14 protein-coding genes are annotated in these 17,007 nt (G+C 36.0%); 12 read left to right on the forward strand and 2 right to left on the reverse strand.

All coding sequences use genetic code 11. The features are described from left to right. Window positions 1–173 precede the first annotated feature (173 nt). On the forward strand, window positions 174–1,340 hold the full coding sequence (locus A9G10_RS06750; RefSeq protein ID WP_065558787.1) for a sugar transporter: 1,167 nt from the start codon (window positions 174–176) through the stop codon (window positions 1,338–1,340). Between the two features lie 43 nt (window positions 1,341–1,383). Here A9G10_RS06750 and A9G10_RS06755 read toward each other — a convergent pair whose 3' ends face one another. Next, entirely contained in the window at window positions 1,384–3,303 is a 1,920-nt protein-coding gene (locus A9G10_RS06755) for an ABC transporter ATP-binding protein (RefSeq protein ID WP_065558788.1), read from the reverse strand. Between the two features lie 194 nt (window positions 3,304–3,497). On the opposite strand from A9G10_RS06755, the gene A9G10_RS06760 reads away from it, so the two are divergent. Further along, window positions 3,498–5,666 (forward strand): MerC domain-containing protein, encoded by a 2,169-nt coding sequence (locus tag A9G10_RS06760; RefSeq protein ID WP_065558789.1) that lies wholly within the window; start codon window positions 3,498–3,500, stop codon window positions 5,664–5,666. Window positions 5,667–5,715: 49 nt separating this feature from the next. On the opposite strand, the gene glyA is transcribed toward A9G10_RS06760, so the two are convergent. Then, window positions 5,716–6,972 carry a serine hydroxymethyltransferase gene (gene glyA, locus A9G10_RS06765; protein WP_065558790.1) on the reverse strand — a complete coding sequence of 419 codons (1,257 nt, stop codon included), beginning with the start codon at window positions 6,970–6,972 and terminating at the stop codon, window positions 5,716–5,718. Window positions 6,973–7,354: 382 nt separating this feature from the next. On the opposite strand from glyA, the gene A9G10_RS06770 reads away from it, so the two are divergent. From A9G10_RS06770 to trkA, 10 genes are all read left to right on the forward strand, one after another. Next, entirely contained in the window at window positions 7,355–8,797 is a 1,443-nt protein-coding gene (locus A9G10_RS06770; RefSeq protein WP_065558791.1) for an LTA synthase family protein, read from the forward strand. A gap of 7 nt (window positions 8,798–8,804) precedes the next feature. Continuing rightward, window positions 8,805–9,428, forward strand: a complete 624-nt coding sequence (locus tag A9G10_RS06775) for a LysE family translocator (protein ID WP_065558792.1) — start codon at window positions 8,805–8,807, stop codon at window positions 9,426–9,428. A 211-nt stretch (window positions 9,429–9,639) separates the two neighbouring features. After that, complete coding sequence (gene gutQ, locus A9G10_RS06780; protein ID WP_065558793.1) at window positions 9,640–10,602, forward strand: arabinose-5-phosphate isomerase GutQ; 963 nt, start codon at window positions 9,640–9,642, stop codon at window positions 10,600–10,602. 184 nt (window positions 10,603–10,786) lie between these two features. Further along, a complete protein-coding gene (gene aroK, locus A9G10_RS06785; protein ID WP_065558794.1) occupies window positions 10,787–11,308 on the forward strand; it encodes a shikimate kinase AroK in 522 nt (173 codons plus the stop codon). A gap of 70 nt (window positions 11,309–11,378) precedes the next feature. Continuing rightward, the gene (locus A9G10_RS06790) at window positions 11,379–12,188 is read left to right on the forward strand and encodes an SPOR domain-containing protein (protein WP_065558795.1); all 810 of its coding nucleotides are present in this window, start codon (window positions 11,379–11,381) and stop codon (window positions 12,186–12,188) included. 46 nt (window positions 12,189–12,234) lie between these two features. Then, window positions 12,235–13,050 (forward strand): Dam family site-specific DNA-(adenine-N6)-methyltransferase, encoded by an 816-nt coding sequence (locus tag A9G10_RS06795; protein ID WP_065558796.1) that lies wholly within the window; start codon window positions 12,235–12,237, stop codon window positions 13,048–13,050. Window positions 13,051–13,095: 45 nt separating this feature from the next. Beyond that, the gene (gene rpe / locus A9G10_RS06800) at window positions 13,096–13,773 is read left to right on the forward strand and encodes a ribulose-phosphate 3-epimerase (protein ID WP_065558797.1); all 678 of its coding nucleotides are present in this window, start codon (window positions 13,096–13,098) and stop codon (window positions 13,771–13,773) included. Next, the gene (locus tag A9G10_RS06805) at window positions 13,766–14,461 is read left to right on the forward strand and encodes a phosphoglycolate phosphatase (RefSeq protein WP_065558798.1); all 696 of its coding nucleotides are present in this window, start codon (window positions 13,766–13,768) and stop codon (window positions 14,459–14,461) included. Before rpe ends, A9G10_RS06805 begins: the two co-directional genes overlap by 8 nt. Before the next feature lie 38 nt (window positions 14,462–14,499). Continuing rightward, a complete protein-coding gene (gene trpS / locus A9G10_RS06810; protein ID WP_065558799.1) occupies window positions 14,500–15,495 on the forward strand; it encodes a tryptophan--tRNA ligase in 996 nt (331 codons plus the stop codon). A 121-nt stretch (window positions 15,496–15,616) separates the two neighbouring features. Then, the gene (gene trkA / locus A9G10_RS06815) at window positions 15,617–16,978 is read left to right on the forward strand and encodes a Trk system potassium transporter TrkA (RefSeq protein WP_065558800.1); all 1,362 of its coding nucleotides are present in this window, start codon (window positions 15,617–15,619) and stop codon (window positions 16,976–16,978) included. Window positions 16,979–17,007 lie beyond the last annotated feature (29 nt).

The following is a 17,007-nucleotide window of genomic DNA, read 5'->3' on the forward strand; positions in this document are numbered from 1 at the left end:
GTGGAAAGGTATAAATATTATATACCTGTTGCGAATGAAGATACAAAATCGATAATGAATGCCGATTAGTTGTCCTCAAAGCTGACACCATTATCTTTACTGCCTGTTTAATAACGAACATTATTCATGTTATAATGACACTCAATCTATTTATCCCTTCTTTGAAAAACAACATGATAAATAATGCTAATAAACGGTCTCGAATTTGGTCGTCAATTTTATGTTTGGCATTTGCAGCATTTATTTTTAATACCACCGAATTTGTTCCAGTAGGGTTGCTACCCAACATCGCTAAAAGTTTTTCAATGGATGAAGCGCATGCTGGATTATTATTAACTATCTATGCTTGGTCTGTTTCATTATTATCGTTACCATTGACAGTATTAACCTCAAAAATGGATCGCCGAAAACTTCTTGTTTTTTTATTCTGTTTATTCATTGGTAGCCATATCTTAGCGGGTTTTGCTTGGGATTTTTATAGTTTAATGGTAGCCAGAATTGGGATCGCCTGTGCACACGCTGTATTTTGGGCTATTACTACGCCTTTAGCTGTTCGACTTGCACCTAATGGCAAAAAAGCTAAAGCAATGGGCTTTATTGTGGTCGGCGTTTCAATGGCAACAATTCTGGGAATTCCTATTGGCACGATTATTGGTCAACTTGTTGGCTGGCGGATTACTTTTTTATGTATCGGTTTTATTGCTTTTTGTGTCATGGTTTCATTACTCTATTTATTACCGCCTGTGCCAAGCACAGACACTTTATCTATCCGTGATATTCCGAAAGTGCTTAAACGACCAGTATTACTCAATATCTATCTATTAACAGCAATTATTATTACCGGTCATTTTTGTGCTTATACCTATATCACCCCTTTTATGATAAATGTCGGTGGTTTTAACGAAAAAGTGGTGGTTAGCATTTTATTAGCTATTGGTTTTTCAGGTATGATCGGCAGTGTTGTCTTTGCTAAATATTCTGATAAACATCCAACAGCAATTCTAATCATTCCATTGTTATTATTAATGATTTGTTTACTTTCGCTCTATGTATGCTCATTCAACTTAATCACCGCAATCATACAAGGCATGTTATGGGGACTTGCGATCACCATTATCGGCATGGTCATGCAAAGCAAAGTCATCGATGTTGCACCAGATGCAGCTGATATTGCAACATCCGTTTATTCAGGTATTTATAATATCGGCATTGGTGCAGGTGCGTTTGTGGGTAGCCAAGTCTTAGTGCGACTATCAACCGAGTATATAGGATTTATTGGATCAATATTTGTTATTCTGGCATTAGCACTCTTTTTTATATTAACAAAAAGAAAATGGTAATTGCTAACAAGAGCTTGCCAAGCCAAGCAAGCTCTTAACGTTTTTATTGTTGACTTAACGACTCAAGCGCTTCCCAACGTGCAAAAACGGCTTCTAGTTCAGCTTCTTTATTTGCCAAATCTGTTAAAATCGGGCTTGTCATCTCGTGGGGTTGATTAAAAAAGTCACTGTGCCCTATTTGCGCTTGTAAATCAGCTATTGCTAATTCCAATTGCTCTATTTGGCTTGGTAATTGTGCTAATTCACGTTGTTCATGATAACTTAGCTTTACTTTCTTTTTCGCTTCAGGCATTTTGGTTTCTGCTGTTACCGCTTTTTCATCGGATTTAACCGGTGCAGTATTTTTATTCACCGACACGGGTTTTGCTTGCTGCTGTTGCTGTAAAGCATCAGTATATCCGCCCGCATAAATACCGATATGACCTTGTTCTTCAAAAAACCAACATTGGGTAACCACATTATCAACAAATTGCCGGTCATGGCTAACCAGTAAAACAGTACCTTGATAATCATTAACTAGTTCTTCTAACAACTCTAATGTTTCAATATCCAGATCATTGGTGGGTTCATCGAGTACTAATAAATTACTTGGTTTTAAAAATAATTTAGCTAATAATAAACGATTTCGCTCACCGCCAGATAATGCACGAACAGGAGTTCTGGCTCGTTTTGGTGGAAATAAAAAGTCCTGCAAATAGCCGAGCACGTGACGAGATCGACCATTAACCATCACCTCTTGCTTACCTTCAGCCAAGTTATCCATCACAGTCTTTTCAGGATCTAACTCAAGTCGATACTGATCAAAATAAGCGACTTCCAATTTGGTACCACAATGGACGCTACCCGACGTCGGCTGTAAGTTACCTAACATCAACTTTAAAAGAGTTGTTTTACCTATACCATTAGGACCAATCAACGCAATTTTATCGCCTCGTAATACTTGTACCGTGAAATCTTTAACCAATAATTTATTTTCGATTTGATAGCTCACATTATCCAATTCAAAAACAATCTTGCCAGAACGCAACGCTTCTTCAATTTGCATTTTTGCACTGCCCATGACTTGGCGACGTTGTGAATGTTCCTGTCTCATCGCCTTTAAAGCACGTACTCTACCTTCGTTACGTGTTCGCCGAGCTTTGATACCTTGACGTATCCACACTTCTTCTTGAGCTAATTTTTTATCAAATTCTGCATTTTGCAACTCTTCGACACGTAGTGCTTCCTCTTTTCCAACAAGATAGCTATCATAATCTCCACCCCATGAAGCCACTTTACCTCTATCGAGATCAATAATACGTGTTGCCATTTGCCGAATAAAAGAACGATCATGTGAAATAAACACAATGCTACCATTAAAACTTTTTAAAAATTCCTCTAACCATTTAATCGTTTCGATATCTAAATGGTTAGTTGGCTCATCCAGTAACAACACTGTTGGCTGACATACTAATGCTTTAGCCAATGCGGCTTTACGCAACCAGCCTCCTGATAAGGATGACAACAGCGCATCACCATCCAATGAAAGTGAAGAGATAACATTACGAATACGATTATCAAGTTGCCAACCATTTTGCTGATCTAATTGCTCTTGTAATTTCGCTAATTTAGCCAAATTACTTTCACTGGGATCCTGTTCAATACGATGAGATAAATCATAATAATCCCTCAATAATTGAGCTTGTTCTTTTAAGCCTTCGGCAACGAAATCAAAAATATTTCCTTGAATATCCCTTGGGGGATCTTGTTGTAATCGTGACACAACAACATTATTTTCATAAACAATTTGCCCCTCATCTAACGGTACTTCTTTATTTAATACTTTAAGTAACGTTGATTTGCCCGCACCATTACGTCCAACAAGACAGACACGCTCATTAGCTTCAATCGACATATCGATATGGTCGAGTAGTGGCGCATCACTAAAGGAAAGATAAGCATTTGTAAGATTGATTAATGACATAGTTATTTTTTATTTGGATATTAAGTAATATGGCGTTATTCTATCATAAAGTTGTGGTCAGCAACTAAACTCAATTCTTCAAAATTTTTAAAATTTCACAAGCTTAAAATCACTGTTCTCTTTCATTAAACGACTAATACTGTTATATTTATTTACATAAAGGAAATAAAATAAATTTCAGTATGGAGGTTATCATGAGTCATATGTGGACATTTCAGCGTGTAGGTGGATTAGATCAAGTTGTTTTTAAAAACGCCGACGATATTATTAATCTACCCAATCTTGACCCTAAATTATGGGTCGCACTCAGTTGCCCGACGACAGGGCTGGATTTTGACAAACGAACATTGGCACTTTTGGATGAAGATCAAGACGGTCGCATTCGCATACCTGATATCTTAGATGCTATCGCTTGGACAAGAGGAAAAATTTACTCTTTTGAAACGATCTTACATTCATCAGATATTTTACCTTTGTCACAAATTAATACTGAAACTGAACAAGGTAAAAAATTATTCATCACCGCTCGCAGCATTCTTGTCAATTTAAACAAAAGTGATTGCGATTATTTAACTCAAGATGATGTACAACAATCTATTAAAATTAATGCAGGCAAACTTTACAATGGTGATTTAATTTTTCCTGCATCCGCCGAGCTATCACCAGAAATGCAAACTTTTATCAAATCAGCAATAAAAATTGTTGGGGCTGAAAAAGATATGAGTGGAGAAAATGGAATTAACATAGATATTGCCAAAACATTTGTCCAAAACTTACAAATATGGCAACAATGGCAAAAGGATATAAGTAATACTCAAACACCATTTGGCGAAAATAGTGCTGAAATATGGAACCTTGTTCAAACGCTAAAACCAAAAATAGATGACTATTTTTTACGTGTGGAACTTGCACAATATGCACCACAAGCACAAACAGCATTGAACGTTGATGAGAAGTATATTGTCCCAACAGAAAATGGGTTATTATCAGACGAAGCGCTAGCCGAATTACCGTTATCAAAAATCGATACCCATAACTCTCTCGATTTGGTCAATGGGCTCAATCCATTATGGAAAGCAAAAATTACACAATTTAAAACACTCGTTTCGCCGTTATTAGCCAATTCTAATGTACTGACAGAAGAAGAATGGCAAAATATTCAAACCAGTCTTGATCCTTACGCCTCGCTGATTAATTCAAAACCTAGTATGGTTCAAACCAAAGTTTCAGTTCAACCAACAGATAGCATTGAAGATTTATCAAACAAAACGATTAAAAACATGGCAAATAGTGATTTATTGGCTCAATTTCAAGAAATGGTTGATCAAGACAATAAGACACCAATTTCAGCCTCAGATGTATTAGTTTTAGAAAAACTTGTTCTATTTCACAAACATTTGTATCGACTACTCGTCAATTTTACTTCTTTTTCTGATTTCTTTTCACTTGAAAAAAGAGCCGCATTTCAACTTGGAAAACTCTATATTGATGGTCGCTGTGCAACGTTATGTGTTTCGGTAGATAATATTGCCAAACACATTACAATGTCTAACTACTCGGAACTGTGTTTACTTTACTGTGAATGTACCAGACAAGGTGAAAAAAAGGTGATCGCAGCGGCTATTACTGCAGGGCAAGGCGATTTACTTATCGAAGGTCGTAACGGTGTATTTATTGACAATGAAGGCAATGATTGGGATGCTAATGTAGTTAAGATTATTACAAAACCAATCAGTATCCAACAAGCCGTTTGGGCACCGTATCAACGAATTGGTCGCCTTATTACTGAACAAATTAATAAATGGGCAACCAGCAAAGATGCCGACATCGAAAAAACCGGTACGCAAGTCTTACAAAATCCAGATACCAAATTTGACATTGGCAAAAGTGTCGGTATATTTGCCGCAATTGGTTTAGCAATTGGTGCAATCGGTACCGCTTTAGCAACTATTTTCCAAGCATTATTTTCATTAAGCTGGTGGCAACTTCCTTTGGTTATTATTGGATTATTTGTCATTATATCGGGTCCTTCTGTGATTTTAGCTTGGTTAAAATTAAGACACCGTACACTTGGTCCACTTCTTGAAGCATCCGGTTGGGCAATTAATGGGCAAGTGAAAATAAACTTATTATTAGGCGGATTACTAACCAGTAAAGCGGAATTACCGAAGAATGCTAAACGTAATTTACGTGATCCGATGAGAAAACGTCGTAATAAATTCGCCATTGTATTTTGGATAGCTTTAGTATTAGGTATTGGTATAACAGGCGGGTGGTTATGGCATAAAGGTCATATAAAACACTTTATAGAGCAACAAAAGCAAGAATTTATACAAAAAACCACAGACACAGAAAAACAATAAAAACAACTTTATCATTATCGCCGATAGTGTCGGCGATAATGATAGTATCTTAATGTTGATAAACAGGGAATTGCCGACATATTGCTAATACTTTTTCTTTAACAGCCTGAATAGCTTGTTCATCATCAATATTATCTAACACATCGCAAATCCAATTAGCCAATTCACGCGACTCGGGCTCTTTAAATCCTCGCCTTGTAATCGCTGGTGAACCAATACGAATACCTGATGTGACAAAAGGACTTTGCGGATCTTTTGGTACACTATTTTTATTCACGGTAATATTTGCACTACCTAATGCGGCATCAGCTTCTTTACCTGTGATGTTTTTATCGACTAAATCAATCAAAAATAGATGATTGTGTGTTTCACCAGAAACTACTTTATAGCCTCGTTTTAAAATCACATCAACCATTGCTTGCGCATTTTTAACAACTTGCTGTTGGTATTGTTGATAAGCCGGTTCCATTGCTTCTTTTAATGCTACCGCCTTTGCTGCAATGACATGCATTAAAGGCCCGCCTTGAGCACCTGGAAATACGGATGAATTTAATTTTTTATAAAGATCTTCACTACCACCTTTTGCCAAAATTAATCCGCCTCTTGGTCCACCAAGAGTTTTATGGGTTGTTGTGGTAACCACATGCGCATAAGGAACAGGATTTGGATAAACACCTGCGGCCACTAAACCTGCAACATGCGCCATATCCACAAATAAATAAGCTCCCACACTATCAGCAATTTCACGCATATGCTTCCAGTCAACAATACCAGAATAAGCAGAAAAACCACCAATGATCATTTTAGGTTTTGACTCATTAGCAATGGTCGCTAACTGTTCATAATCAATACGGCCTGCCGCATCAACACCATAGGCAACCACATGATAAAGCTTGCCTGAAAAACTAACCGGTGCACCATGGGTTAAATGACCACCTTCAGATAAATTCATACCCAGTACTGTATCACCAGGATTCAATAACGCGGTGTAAACAGCAAAGTTAGCTTGCGAACCTGAATGAGGTTGTACATTAGCATAATCAGCACCAAATAACGTTTTTGCTCGTTCAATAGCCAATTTTTCGACAATATCGACATATTCACAACCACCGTAGTAACGTTTACCTGGATACCCTTCTGCATATTTATTGGTTAACTGGGAACCTTGTGCTTGCATTACTCTTGGGCTGGCATAATTTTCGGATGCAATTAATTCAAGATGATCTTCTTGACGTTGTTCTTCACCCTTAATGGCATCCCACAATTCCTTGTCATAATCGGCAATAGTCATTTCTTTACTAAACATTTTGACTCCTTATTTTCAATTACATTGGCTTTTAGGCTGTTGGTTAACTTTATGCTTAAAAATTACGATGAATTATCCTTACCCATCCAACATTTTATTTCAATCTTTTTTATGAGTTATAAATAATATTTATAGAAATAAGATTATAAAAATCTGGATATGCTAAATATCCGATTAACTCATCAAGCGGTTATGATTTAACCTTAACAAAAAAATGTTATTTTTTAATTTAATTGTTGATAAATAACAGATTAATTACACTCAATATAGTCAGTTAACAGCATTCTATCTAGCTATTGAAATAAAAATACTCGCTACTTTTTATTTTTCATAATATTAAGTATATACTTATGCAAAAGTTAATCATTGAGTATTTTGTTTTATGCCACTTTCGACATTAATTGTTTTACCTCTTTTAATTATTACCGTCGTGATTGCCTCATTTTTTAAACGCAAAAAGTGGCAACTGCTGGTGATCAGCCTGTTGACCGTTTTTATTGTCATGGAGTTAACCTCAATCTATTTTAGTGGCGGTTTTATAGATTACCAGTTTTATGTCAATTTAAACATTAATGACATTATTCAAGGGTTATTCATTTTTAAATTACAAGCACTCCTAGTAATTGTTGTCTTTTTAGGTTTTGTATTTTTACTGTTTAAATTAGCGGGTTTATTTAAGCGCAAATGCCATCCATTATTTCGTTTGGTATTGGCTATGATTGCCATTATCAGTATCAGTTATCACAATGGACCGTTAAGCCGTTTATACGAAATTTATCAAGTGACAAACGCACCGCGTGAATCATTCGAACAAGCACTACAAACGCTCAATATGACTGACTATACTAATAAAAATCAGTTAATTAGTCATAAAGGAAAAAATATTGTCGTCATTTCGTTAGAATCGTTTGAGCAAGGATTTTTAGATTTTGCGGATATCACACCGCATTTAAGACAATTACGTCAAACGTATACTTTCTTCCCGAATATGCCAATGAGTGTCGGCAGTAGCTGGACAACGGCATCAATGTATACTTACATGACGGGCGTGCCTTTTTTAATTGGTGGATATTCAACTTCGCCATTGATGAAAAGCAATCAAACCCAATTAATCAGTTTAGGGGATGTATTGAAACAGGCAGGCTACCAAACACGCTATGTTATGGCTGGCCCTGATTTTGCTGGTATTGGACATACTGCTGAATTACTTGGTTTAAAAGTGATTTCTGAAAAAAACTATATAGATCAGTATCCCAATGCACCATTTGGATTATATGACAAAGATATTTTTGATATCGCCAAAAAACAAATTAATGATATGAGTAAGGAAAATCAACCTTTTGCTTTATTTATTTCAACCGTTTCAACCCATGCCCCTAACGGATTTTACGATGAACGAATGGCATCGGTTATTACACCTAAAGATGATAATATGTCATTTGTTGCTGCCTCACTGGATTATAATGTCGGACAATTTATCCAATATTTAAAGCATAATGGATTGCTCGAAGATACGGTCTTTTATATTTTTCCGGATCACTTAATGATGGGTTCGGGTACCCCTACTATTAATCGTCTATCTGAAAAAGATCGTCAACTCTATTTATTAACCAATGCTAAACCTGAAAATTTACATAAATCACCCGATCAAACAATCTATCAAATTGATTTACCAAGATTGATTTTAAATGGTGCTCAAATTGACAGTAATGCTAAATTTTTAACTGATTATTTAACCCAAACCGACATGGATAAAAAACAGTTTATTGAACAAAATAAATCTAAAATCGCAACGTTAAATCACTCAGCTGAATACGTTAAATAGGTTAAATATGACTCTTGATACCATGATCATAGTCACTACCGTCAGTTTTTTGGGAATGATTTCGCCCGGACCTGATTTTTTTCTAGTGTTAAAAAATAGTTTAAGTTATAACCGAAAAATAGCATTATTTACGTGTTTGGGTGTCATTATCGCCATATTAATTCACATGAGTTATTGTGTTGCAGGAATTGCAGTGCTGATTACCGCAACACCATTACTTTATAATGCATTACGTTATGTTGGTGCTGTGTACTTAATCTGGATAGGCATAAAAGCACTACTTGCCAAAAATAGTGGTACTCGTTATTTAGATTATGGAACACATGGAAGGATGATCTCATCTGGCACAGCGTTTATTCAAGGCTTTTTATGTAATTTACTTAATCCTAAAGCTACTTTGTTTTTTCTGGCTATATTTACTCTGGTACTTAGTGCTGATTCAACGCTCATTGATAAATTATTAGTGGCACTGATAATTTGGATAGAAGCGATTTTTTGGTGGCCATTTGTTGTCTTTATTTTTCAAACCCAATTGATACAACGATGTTACAGTAAAATTCAGTTCATCATTGATAAAATTCTGGGTATCATTATAATCGTACTTGGAATAAAAGTGGCTTTAGGTGGTTAATGCCTCGTTATTTTCCAAATTCCAATGCTTGATCGATCATAAATTTATAAGAAACATGATTTACGTAAAAATTAACTCGCTTTCTTTTTGAATATTTCTCTGTTACTTGCTACACTGTTAGCTATCTAATATATATTATTATTTTCAATTTTACTTATTGAAGATCATAAATGGCACAAATACCTTCTAAAAACTCCATAGGTTAATTGAAATGGATAAATTATTAAAATATGGTCGCGAACTTCTTGAATTGGAAATTCATGAAGCTCAAAAATTACCTAATCGGCTAGGTGAAGATTTTATTACAGCTTGCCAGCTTATTCTAACTGCAAAAGGAAAAGTTGTCGTATCAGGTATTGGAAAATCGGGACATATCGGAAAAAAAATTTCTGCTTCATTAGCCAGTACAGGTAGCCCTTCTTTTTTTATGCATCCTTCCGAAGCGCTACATGGTGATTTAGGAATGGTAAGCGAAAATGATGTGGCAATACTAATTTCTTATTCAGGTCGAGCAAAAGAGTTTAATTTTATACTCCCAATACTTGCTTCGATGAAAGTGCCAGTGATTGCCATAACTGGTGGTTTAGACTCACCCTTAGCTAAAGCGGCACAAGCCGTGATTGATATATCGATCGAAAAAGAAGCTTGTCCAATGGGGCTAGCACCCACTTCGAGTTCGACAAATACATTATTAATGGGTGATGCACTCGTCATAGCTGTCATGCGTGCCCGAGGTTTTAATGAAGAAGATTTTGCTCGTTCACATCCGGCAGGCAGTTTGGGTGCGAAATTACTTAATCAAGTAAAAGATGTCATGAGAACGGGAGATTTGATTCCAAAAGTTCCCCATACTGCAACAGTACTTGATGCTATGCTTGAACTCAGCCGCACAGGTGTGGGATTAGTTGCAATATGTCAGGATAATAATAAAATTATTGGCGTATTTACTGACGGGGATTTACGTCGATTGTTATTAAAAAATGGCACATTACAAGACAGTATTGAAGCTGTGATGACAAGTCCTGGTTATAGAATACCCGCAAGTTGGAAAGCAACAGAAGCCTTAAAATCATTTAATTATCACAATATTACTGCTGCACCAGTTGTTAATAACGAAGGTGAATTAGTCGGTGCATTAAATATTCACGATTTGCATCAAGCAGGAATTAGCTAAAACTATTCATAAATACCTATTGCAAAAAGGGGCTTTCTATTGAGATAATTACCAACCTAAATTTTTGTCGTTAGACGGAGATACAAGAAAAGTTACACAATTAACTGCTTGTGAAATGAAAGATCACAGTCAGTTAGTATTGTGTTGTAAATTTTAACCAAAATTAATAGATGATGAAACTACAATGGCAGAAAAGCGAAATATTTTTCTAATTGGCCCAATGGGGGCAGGAAAAAGCACAATAGGTCGACAAATTGCACAACAGTTAGGCATGGAGTTTTTTGACTCTGATCAAGAGATCGAAAAACGTACAGGTGCCGATATTGCTTGGATTTTTGACTTAGAGGGTGAAGACGGATTCCGCGCCAGAGAAGAAAAAGTCATTAATGAATTGACTGAAAAACAAGGTGTAGTACTCGCGACAGGCGGTGGATCGGTTCTATCAAAAGAGACACGTAACCGTTTATCTGCTCGTGGGATAGTGGTCTATCTTGAAACAACCATTGAAAAACAGATGGCAAGAACTCAAAAGGACAAACGGCGTCCATTATTACAAGGAGGAAATACCCCTCGAGAACTCTATGAAGAGCTTGCTGATGAACGTGAACCACTTTATCAAGAAATTGCTGATATCACTATTAAGACAGATGAACAAAGTGCTAAAGGTGTAGCTGGTTATATCATCGATAAAATAGAGCAAATTTAAGCTACTTATTATCAAGATAATGACTGATACTGAAATAGTTATAGAGTAGATGTCAAGTTAAGGAGTAAATATGCGTGTAGATAAAGATGACCGTTATATATCAGAAAAAGCGAATAAAGACTCTACAACTTCATTCAAGTTACCAAGTTTTCTTAATTATTTTTCCAAGAAAAAATTAATTATTCTTGGTTCTGCTTTGGTAATCTTTTTCTTAACGCTAAGTTTTGTGATATTAAGTTCTTCAACAGAAAATGAACCAACATCATTGACGTCGTCAGACGTCAATGGTTATTCATCAACAAATATTGAAAACAGCAACAATGATCAATCTTTAACTGATGAGTTGAACGCATCGGGTAACACACAAACTACCGATTCAAGTTTATTGTCCAACTCTACAACTGCTTCAAGATCGAATCAATCATTAGACAGTCAAGAGCCACTAACCAGTAATAGTAATATTATGGATGAATCAAGGAAAGCTCGTAATCAATCAAATGATTCGACTGTAAAAAAACCAACAACATCGTCCCTTTCTGAGAAAAATGGAGCGAATAGTCATAATACTATTTCAAGTCATAACGGAAACAGGAATAATAGCAATACTATTTATATTAAAGATGATGAATACACTATTCAACTTAGTGCTTCATCATCTATTGAAAACTTAAAAAAATTTGTTGAAAAAAATAATATTACTCATTACCAAATTTACGAAACTAAACGTAATAACAGTAAATGGTTTATTTTGATTAAAGGTAAATATAAATCATCAGATGAAGCCAAAAAGGCTATAAAATCTTTACCTAGTGTTTTACAAAAGGATAATCCATGGGTCAAATCTGGTGCATCTGTGAATAAAGAAAAAGCTGAAAAATAAAGGATATGGTTCATTTATCCTACCAAAGACAAAATAGGAGTATCCGTTGAAAAAACAACGAGCCTTTTTAAAATGGGCTGGAGGAAAATATGAGCTTGTGGACACCATTAGGCAGTATCTACCAGAAGGAGATCAACTGATTGAACCTTTTGTTGGTGCAGGTTCGGTCTTCTTAAATACCAATTATAAAAGCTACCTATTAGCTGATATTAACCATGATTTAATTGAATTATTCAATTTATTGAAATCAAAACCAAATGAGTTTATTAATGATCTAAAAATATTTTTCCAACCTCAGAACAATAAGCCTGAGGCATTTTATCAACTGCGAGACGTATTTAATTACAGTAAAGATCAGTATTTACGATCGTTATTATTTATTTACTTAAATCGTCATTGCTATAACGGTCTATGTCGTTATAACAACAGTGGACTTTTTAATGTGCCATTTGGTCGCTATAAAACAATCTATTTTCCTGAGAAAGAACTAAACTTTTTTGCAAAAAAAGCGCAAAATGCGGAATTTATTTGTGCCCCATACCAAGAGGTAATGAAAAAAGCAAAGAAAAATTCTGTGATATACTGTGATCCACCCTATTTATCGCCAAATGATTCGGCTGGATTTACGGCATATTATTCAAATAATTTTGGCTATGAAGAACATAAAAAACTCTCTAAATTAGCTGAAAAAATGGCTTATAAAAACAATATTCCCGTACTTGTATCCAATCATGATACTGATTATACAAGAACGTTATATCGTAAAGCTCGCCACCTTTATCGAGCTGAAATGCGACGCTCAATTAGTTGTGATGGTGAAGGTCGAAAAAAAATTGATGAAATATTAGCGCTATACAAATAATCCTAAAAACATTTGAGTATTGGCTTGTATGATTAGAGGTATGTTATGAAAGATTTTATTATTGCACCGTCAATACTTTCAGCAAATTTCGCTTGTTTAGGTGAAGAAACCCAAAAAGTGATTGAGGCAGGAGCTGATGTAATCCATTTTGATGTCATGGATAATCATTTTGTACCTAATCTGACAATGGGGTCAATGTTTTGCCAAGCACTGCGTGACTACGGAGTAAAAGCCCCTATTGATGTCCATTTAATGGCGTCACCTGTCGAAGAACTTATTGTCTCTTTTGCAAAAGCTGGAGCTAGCAATATCTCTATTCATCCCGAAGCAACGATTCATCTTGACCGAACGTTGCAACTCATCAAAGATCATGGTTGTACCGCTGGTTTAGTTTTTAATCCGGCTACGCCATTAGATCATTTAGATTATGTCATGGATAAAATTGATATTGTTTTATTAATGGGGGTTAACCCCGGTTTTGGTGGGCAATCTTTTATACCATCAACATTAAAAAAATTACGACAAGTTAAACAACGTATTATTGAATCAGGTCAAAAAATACGACTTGAAATAGATGGGGGCGTCAAAGTCGACAATATTGCAGAAATAGCCCAAGCAGGCGCTGATATGTTTGTTGCAGGATCTGCTATTTTTGGTCAACCTGATTATAAAACTGTTATTGATGCCATGCGAAAAGAATTAGCAGGAGTTACACATGTCTAAACTGGATGACATTCAAGCAATAGCATTTGATCTGGACGGCACACTCGTTGATAGTGTACCCGGACTTGCATTAGCAATTCAGCAAATGCTTGCCGACTTACAATTACCTACTGTTAGCAAAGATCAAGTTAAAAATTGGGTAGGTAATGGCATCGATGTTATGTTAGAACGTACATTTAAAGCAATCGATATTACCCCAACAGCAGAATTGTTTAGTCAAGCTAAAAATTGCTTTAATCTGCACTATGATAAAGTTATTGATGCCGAAACAAAACTCTTTCCACATGTTAAAGAGACCTTAAAAGTACTTTATGATAATCATTATCCATTGGCGCTAGTCACCAATAAACCAGCACAATTTTTACCTGCGTTATTAAGTACTTTAGGCATTAAAGAATATTTCAAACTTGTGCTAGGTGGGGGTGATGTTATCAAGCTAAAACCTCATCCAGCTCCACTTTATCAAGTTATGGCAACGTTTGGGCTTTTTAACGATCAATTACTATTTGTCGGTGACTCGAAAAATGATATCACCGCGGCTAAAAATGCCAACTGCCCAACTGTTGCGTTAAGTTACGGTTACAACTATGGTGTATCGATAGCAACCAGTGACCCCGATTTTTTATTTGACGATTTCAAAGATATATTAACCTTGTTACCACTGCCCAAAGCTGAGGCAAAAAAATAACAAGTAAAGTAACAGAATGAATAGATTAGGAATAAATTATGAGTAAACCGATTGTATTTAGTGGCGCTCAGCCATCAGGAGAACTAACACTTGGCAACTATTTGGGTGCCTTAAAAAATTGGGTCGCTTTACAACAAGAATACGATTGCGTTTATTGTATTGTAAATCAACATGCCATCACGGTACGCCAAGATCCACAGAAGCTACGCAAAGCAACGCTTGATACCATGGCGCTTTATTTAGCATGTGGCATTGATCCTAAAAAAAGCACTATATTTGTTCAATCTCATGTGCCTGCTCATGCTGAATTAGGGTGGGCATTAAACTGTTACACCTATTTTGGTGAGCTTAGTCGTATGACGCAATTCAAGGATAAATCATCACGACACGCCGAAAACATTAACGCAGGGCTTTTTGATTATCCTGTATTAATGGCAGCCGATATATTATTATATCAAGCTAATTTAGTGCCAGTGGGTGACGATCAAAAACAACATCTTGAACTATCACGTGATATTGCAATGCGCTTTAATGCCCTGTATGGTGAGATTTTTACCGTTCCTGAACCCTTTATCCCTAAAGTTGGTGCAAGAGTAATGTCATTACAAGATCCAACGAAAAAAATGTCCAAATCCGATGAAAATCGAAACAATGTGATTGGTTTACTTGAAAATCCTAAAGACATCGAGAAAAAAATCAAACGAGCAATGACCGATTCTGATGAACCACCTGTTGTACGTTATGATTTAAAAAATAAAGCTGGTGTATCAAATTTACTAGATATATTAACTGGCGTAACAGGAAAACCCGTCACCGAACTTGAAAAAGAGTTTGAAGGTAAAATGTATGGACATCTTAAAACGGAAGTAGCGACGCAAGTGATTGATATGATAAGTCACTTACAAGCACAATATCACCAATATCGTGATGATGAAGATTACCTCTATTCAATCATGAAAGAAGGAGCTGAAAAAGCTCGAGCTAAAGCGGATATCACATTGAAAAAGGTCTATGATGCTATCGGTTTTGTATAGTCTAAAATCAAATAACATAATTATTATTAACACTAAACAGTATTAATTGGCTTAATATAGGCATTTATTATCATCATGACAATAAAAGATATAAGAGCCATTTAATTAAAATAGGTTAGTTATGAAGATTATCATTCTTGGGGCAGGACAAACAGGCAGTGCGCTTGCAGAATATCTTGTTACTGAAAAACAGAACGATGTCACTGTTGTCGATGAAGATCATGATAAATTGCAATCTTTGCAAGAACGCTTTGATTTACAAGTTATTTGTGGAAAATCATCTTATCCACAAGTATTAGAGAGTGCTGGTGCTGAATCGGCTGATATGCTTGTTGCCGTAACCAACTCTGACGAAATCAACATGATGGCATGTCAAATTGGGCATGTCATGTTTAATATTCCGCAAAAAGTGGCGCGTATCCGTGCACCAGAATACAATGATGAAAGATACCCTTTTTTCAATAAAGAGTGTATCAACATCGACCATATCATTGCACCAGAAAACCTTATTACTAACCACATCAGTCATCTTGTTCAATACCCAGGCGCATTACAATTTGCCGCTTTCAACGATACCCGTGTGTGTTTAGTCGCTGTGATGGCGTATTATGGTGGCGCACTAGTTGGCAGTGAGCTATCAGAGCTTAAAGAACATCTTCCGCATGTTGAAGCTAGAGTCGTTGCTATCTACCGTAAAAACCGCTTTATTCGTCCACTAGGTTCTACCTTAATTGAAGCTGGCGATATGGTGTATTTTATTACTCCGCCAACCAATATCAAAGCCGTGACAAGTGAGCTACAACGTTTAGAAAAACCCTATAAACGAATTATCATTAGTGGCGGTGGCGGCATTGCACTTGCACTGGCTAAACGCTTAGAAAATGATTATCAAGTCAAACTAATTGAACGCAATGCCGAACGCGCAGAACTCATTGCTGAACAGTTACTTAATACCACGGTATTACATGGCGAATCATCAGACCAAGAATTGCTATCCCAAGAACAGATCGAACTGACCGATCTTTTTATTGCGGTAACCGGTGATGATGAGTCCAATATTATGTCATCGATGTTAGCGAAAAGAATGGGGGCTAAAAAAGTCATCGTTTTAATTCAAAAACAAGCTTACCTAGAACTCATTAATGATAGTGTGATTGATATTGCTATTTCACCTCAACACGCCACTATTTCTGAACTTTTAAGTCATGTCAGACAAACAGGCATCGTCAAAGTTGTATCACTACGACAAGGCGAATCTGAAATTGTGGAAATCGTTGCACATGGCGATAAAGAAAATTCAAAACTGGTCGGAAAAAACATCAATGGATTAAAGCTACCGTCTGGTGCAACAATTGGTGCAGTAGTCCGTGATGAAGATGTTATTATTATCAACACGGATTTAACGATTGAAGAGAATGATCACCTGATTATTTTCTTACCTGATAGAAGAGCGATTACGGATATTGAAAAATTACTTCAATAAAATTTGAATCGAGATTTTTTATTATACAA

Origin of the sequence: Gilliamella sp. wkB308 (assembly GCF_001690185.1) — a bacterium.
Taxonomy (GTDB): domain Bacteria; phylum Pseudomonadota; class Gammaproteobacteria; order Enterobacterales; family Orbaceae; genus Gilliamella; species Gilliamella apicola_I.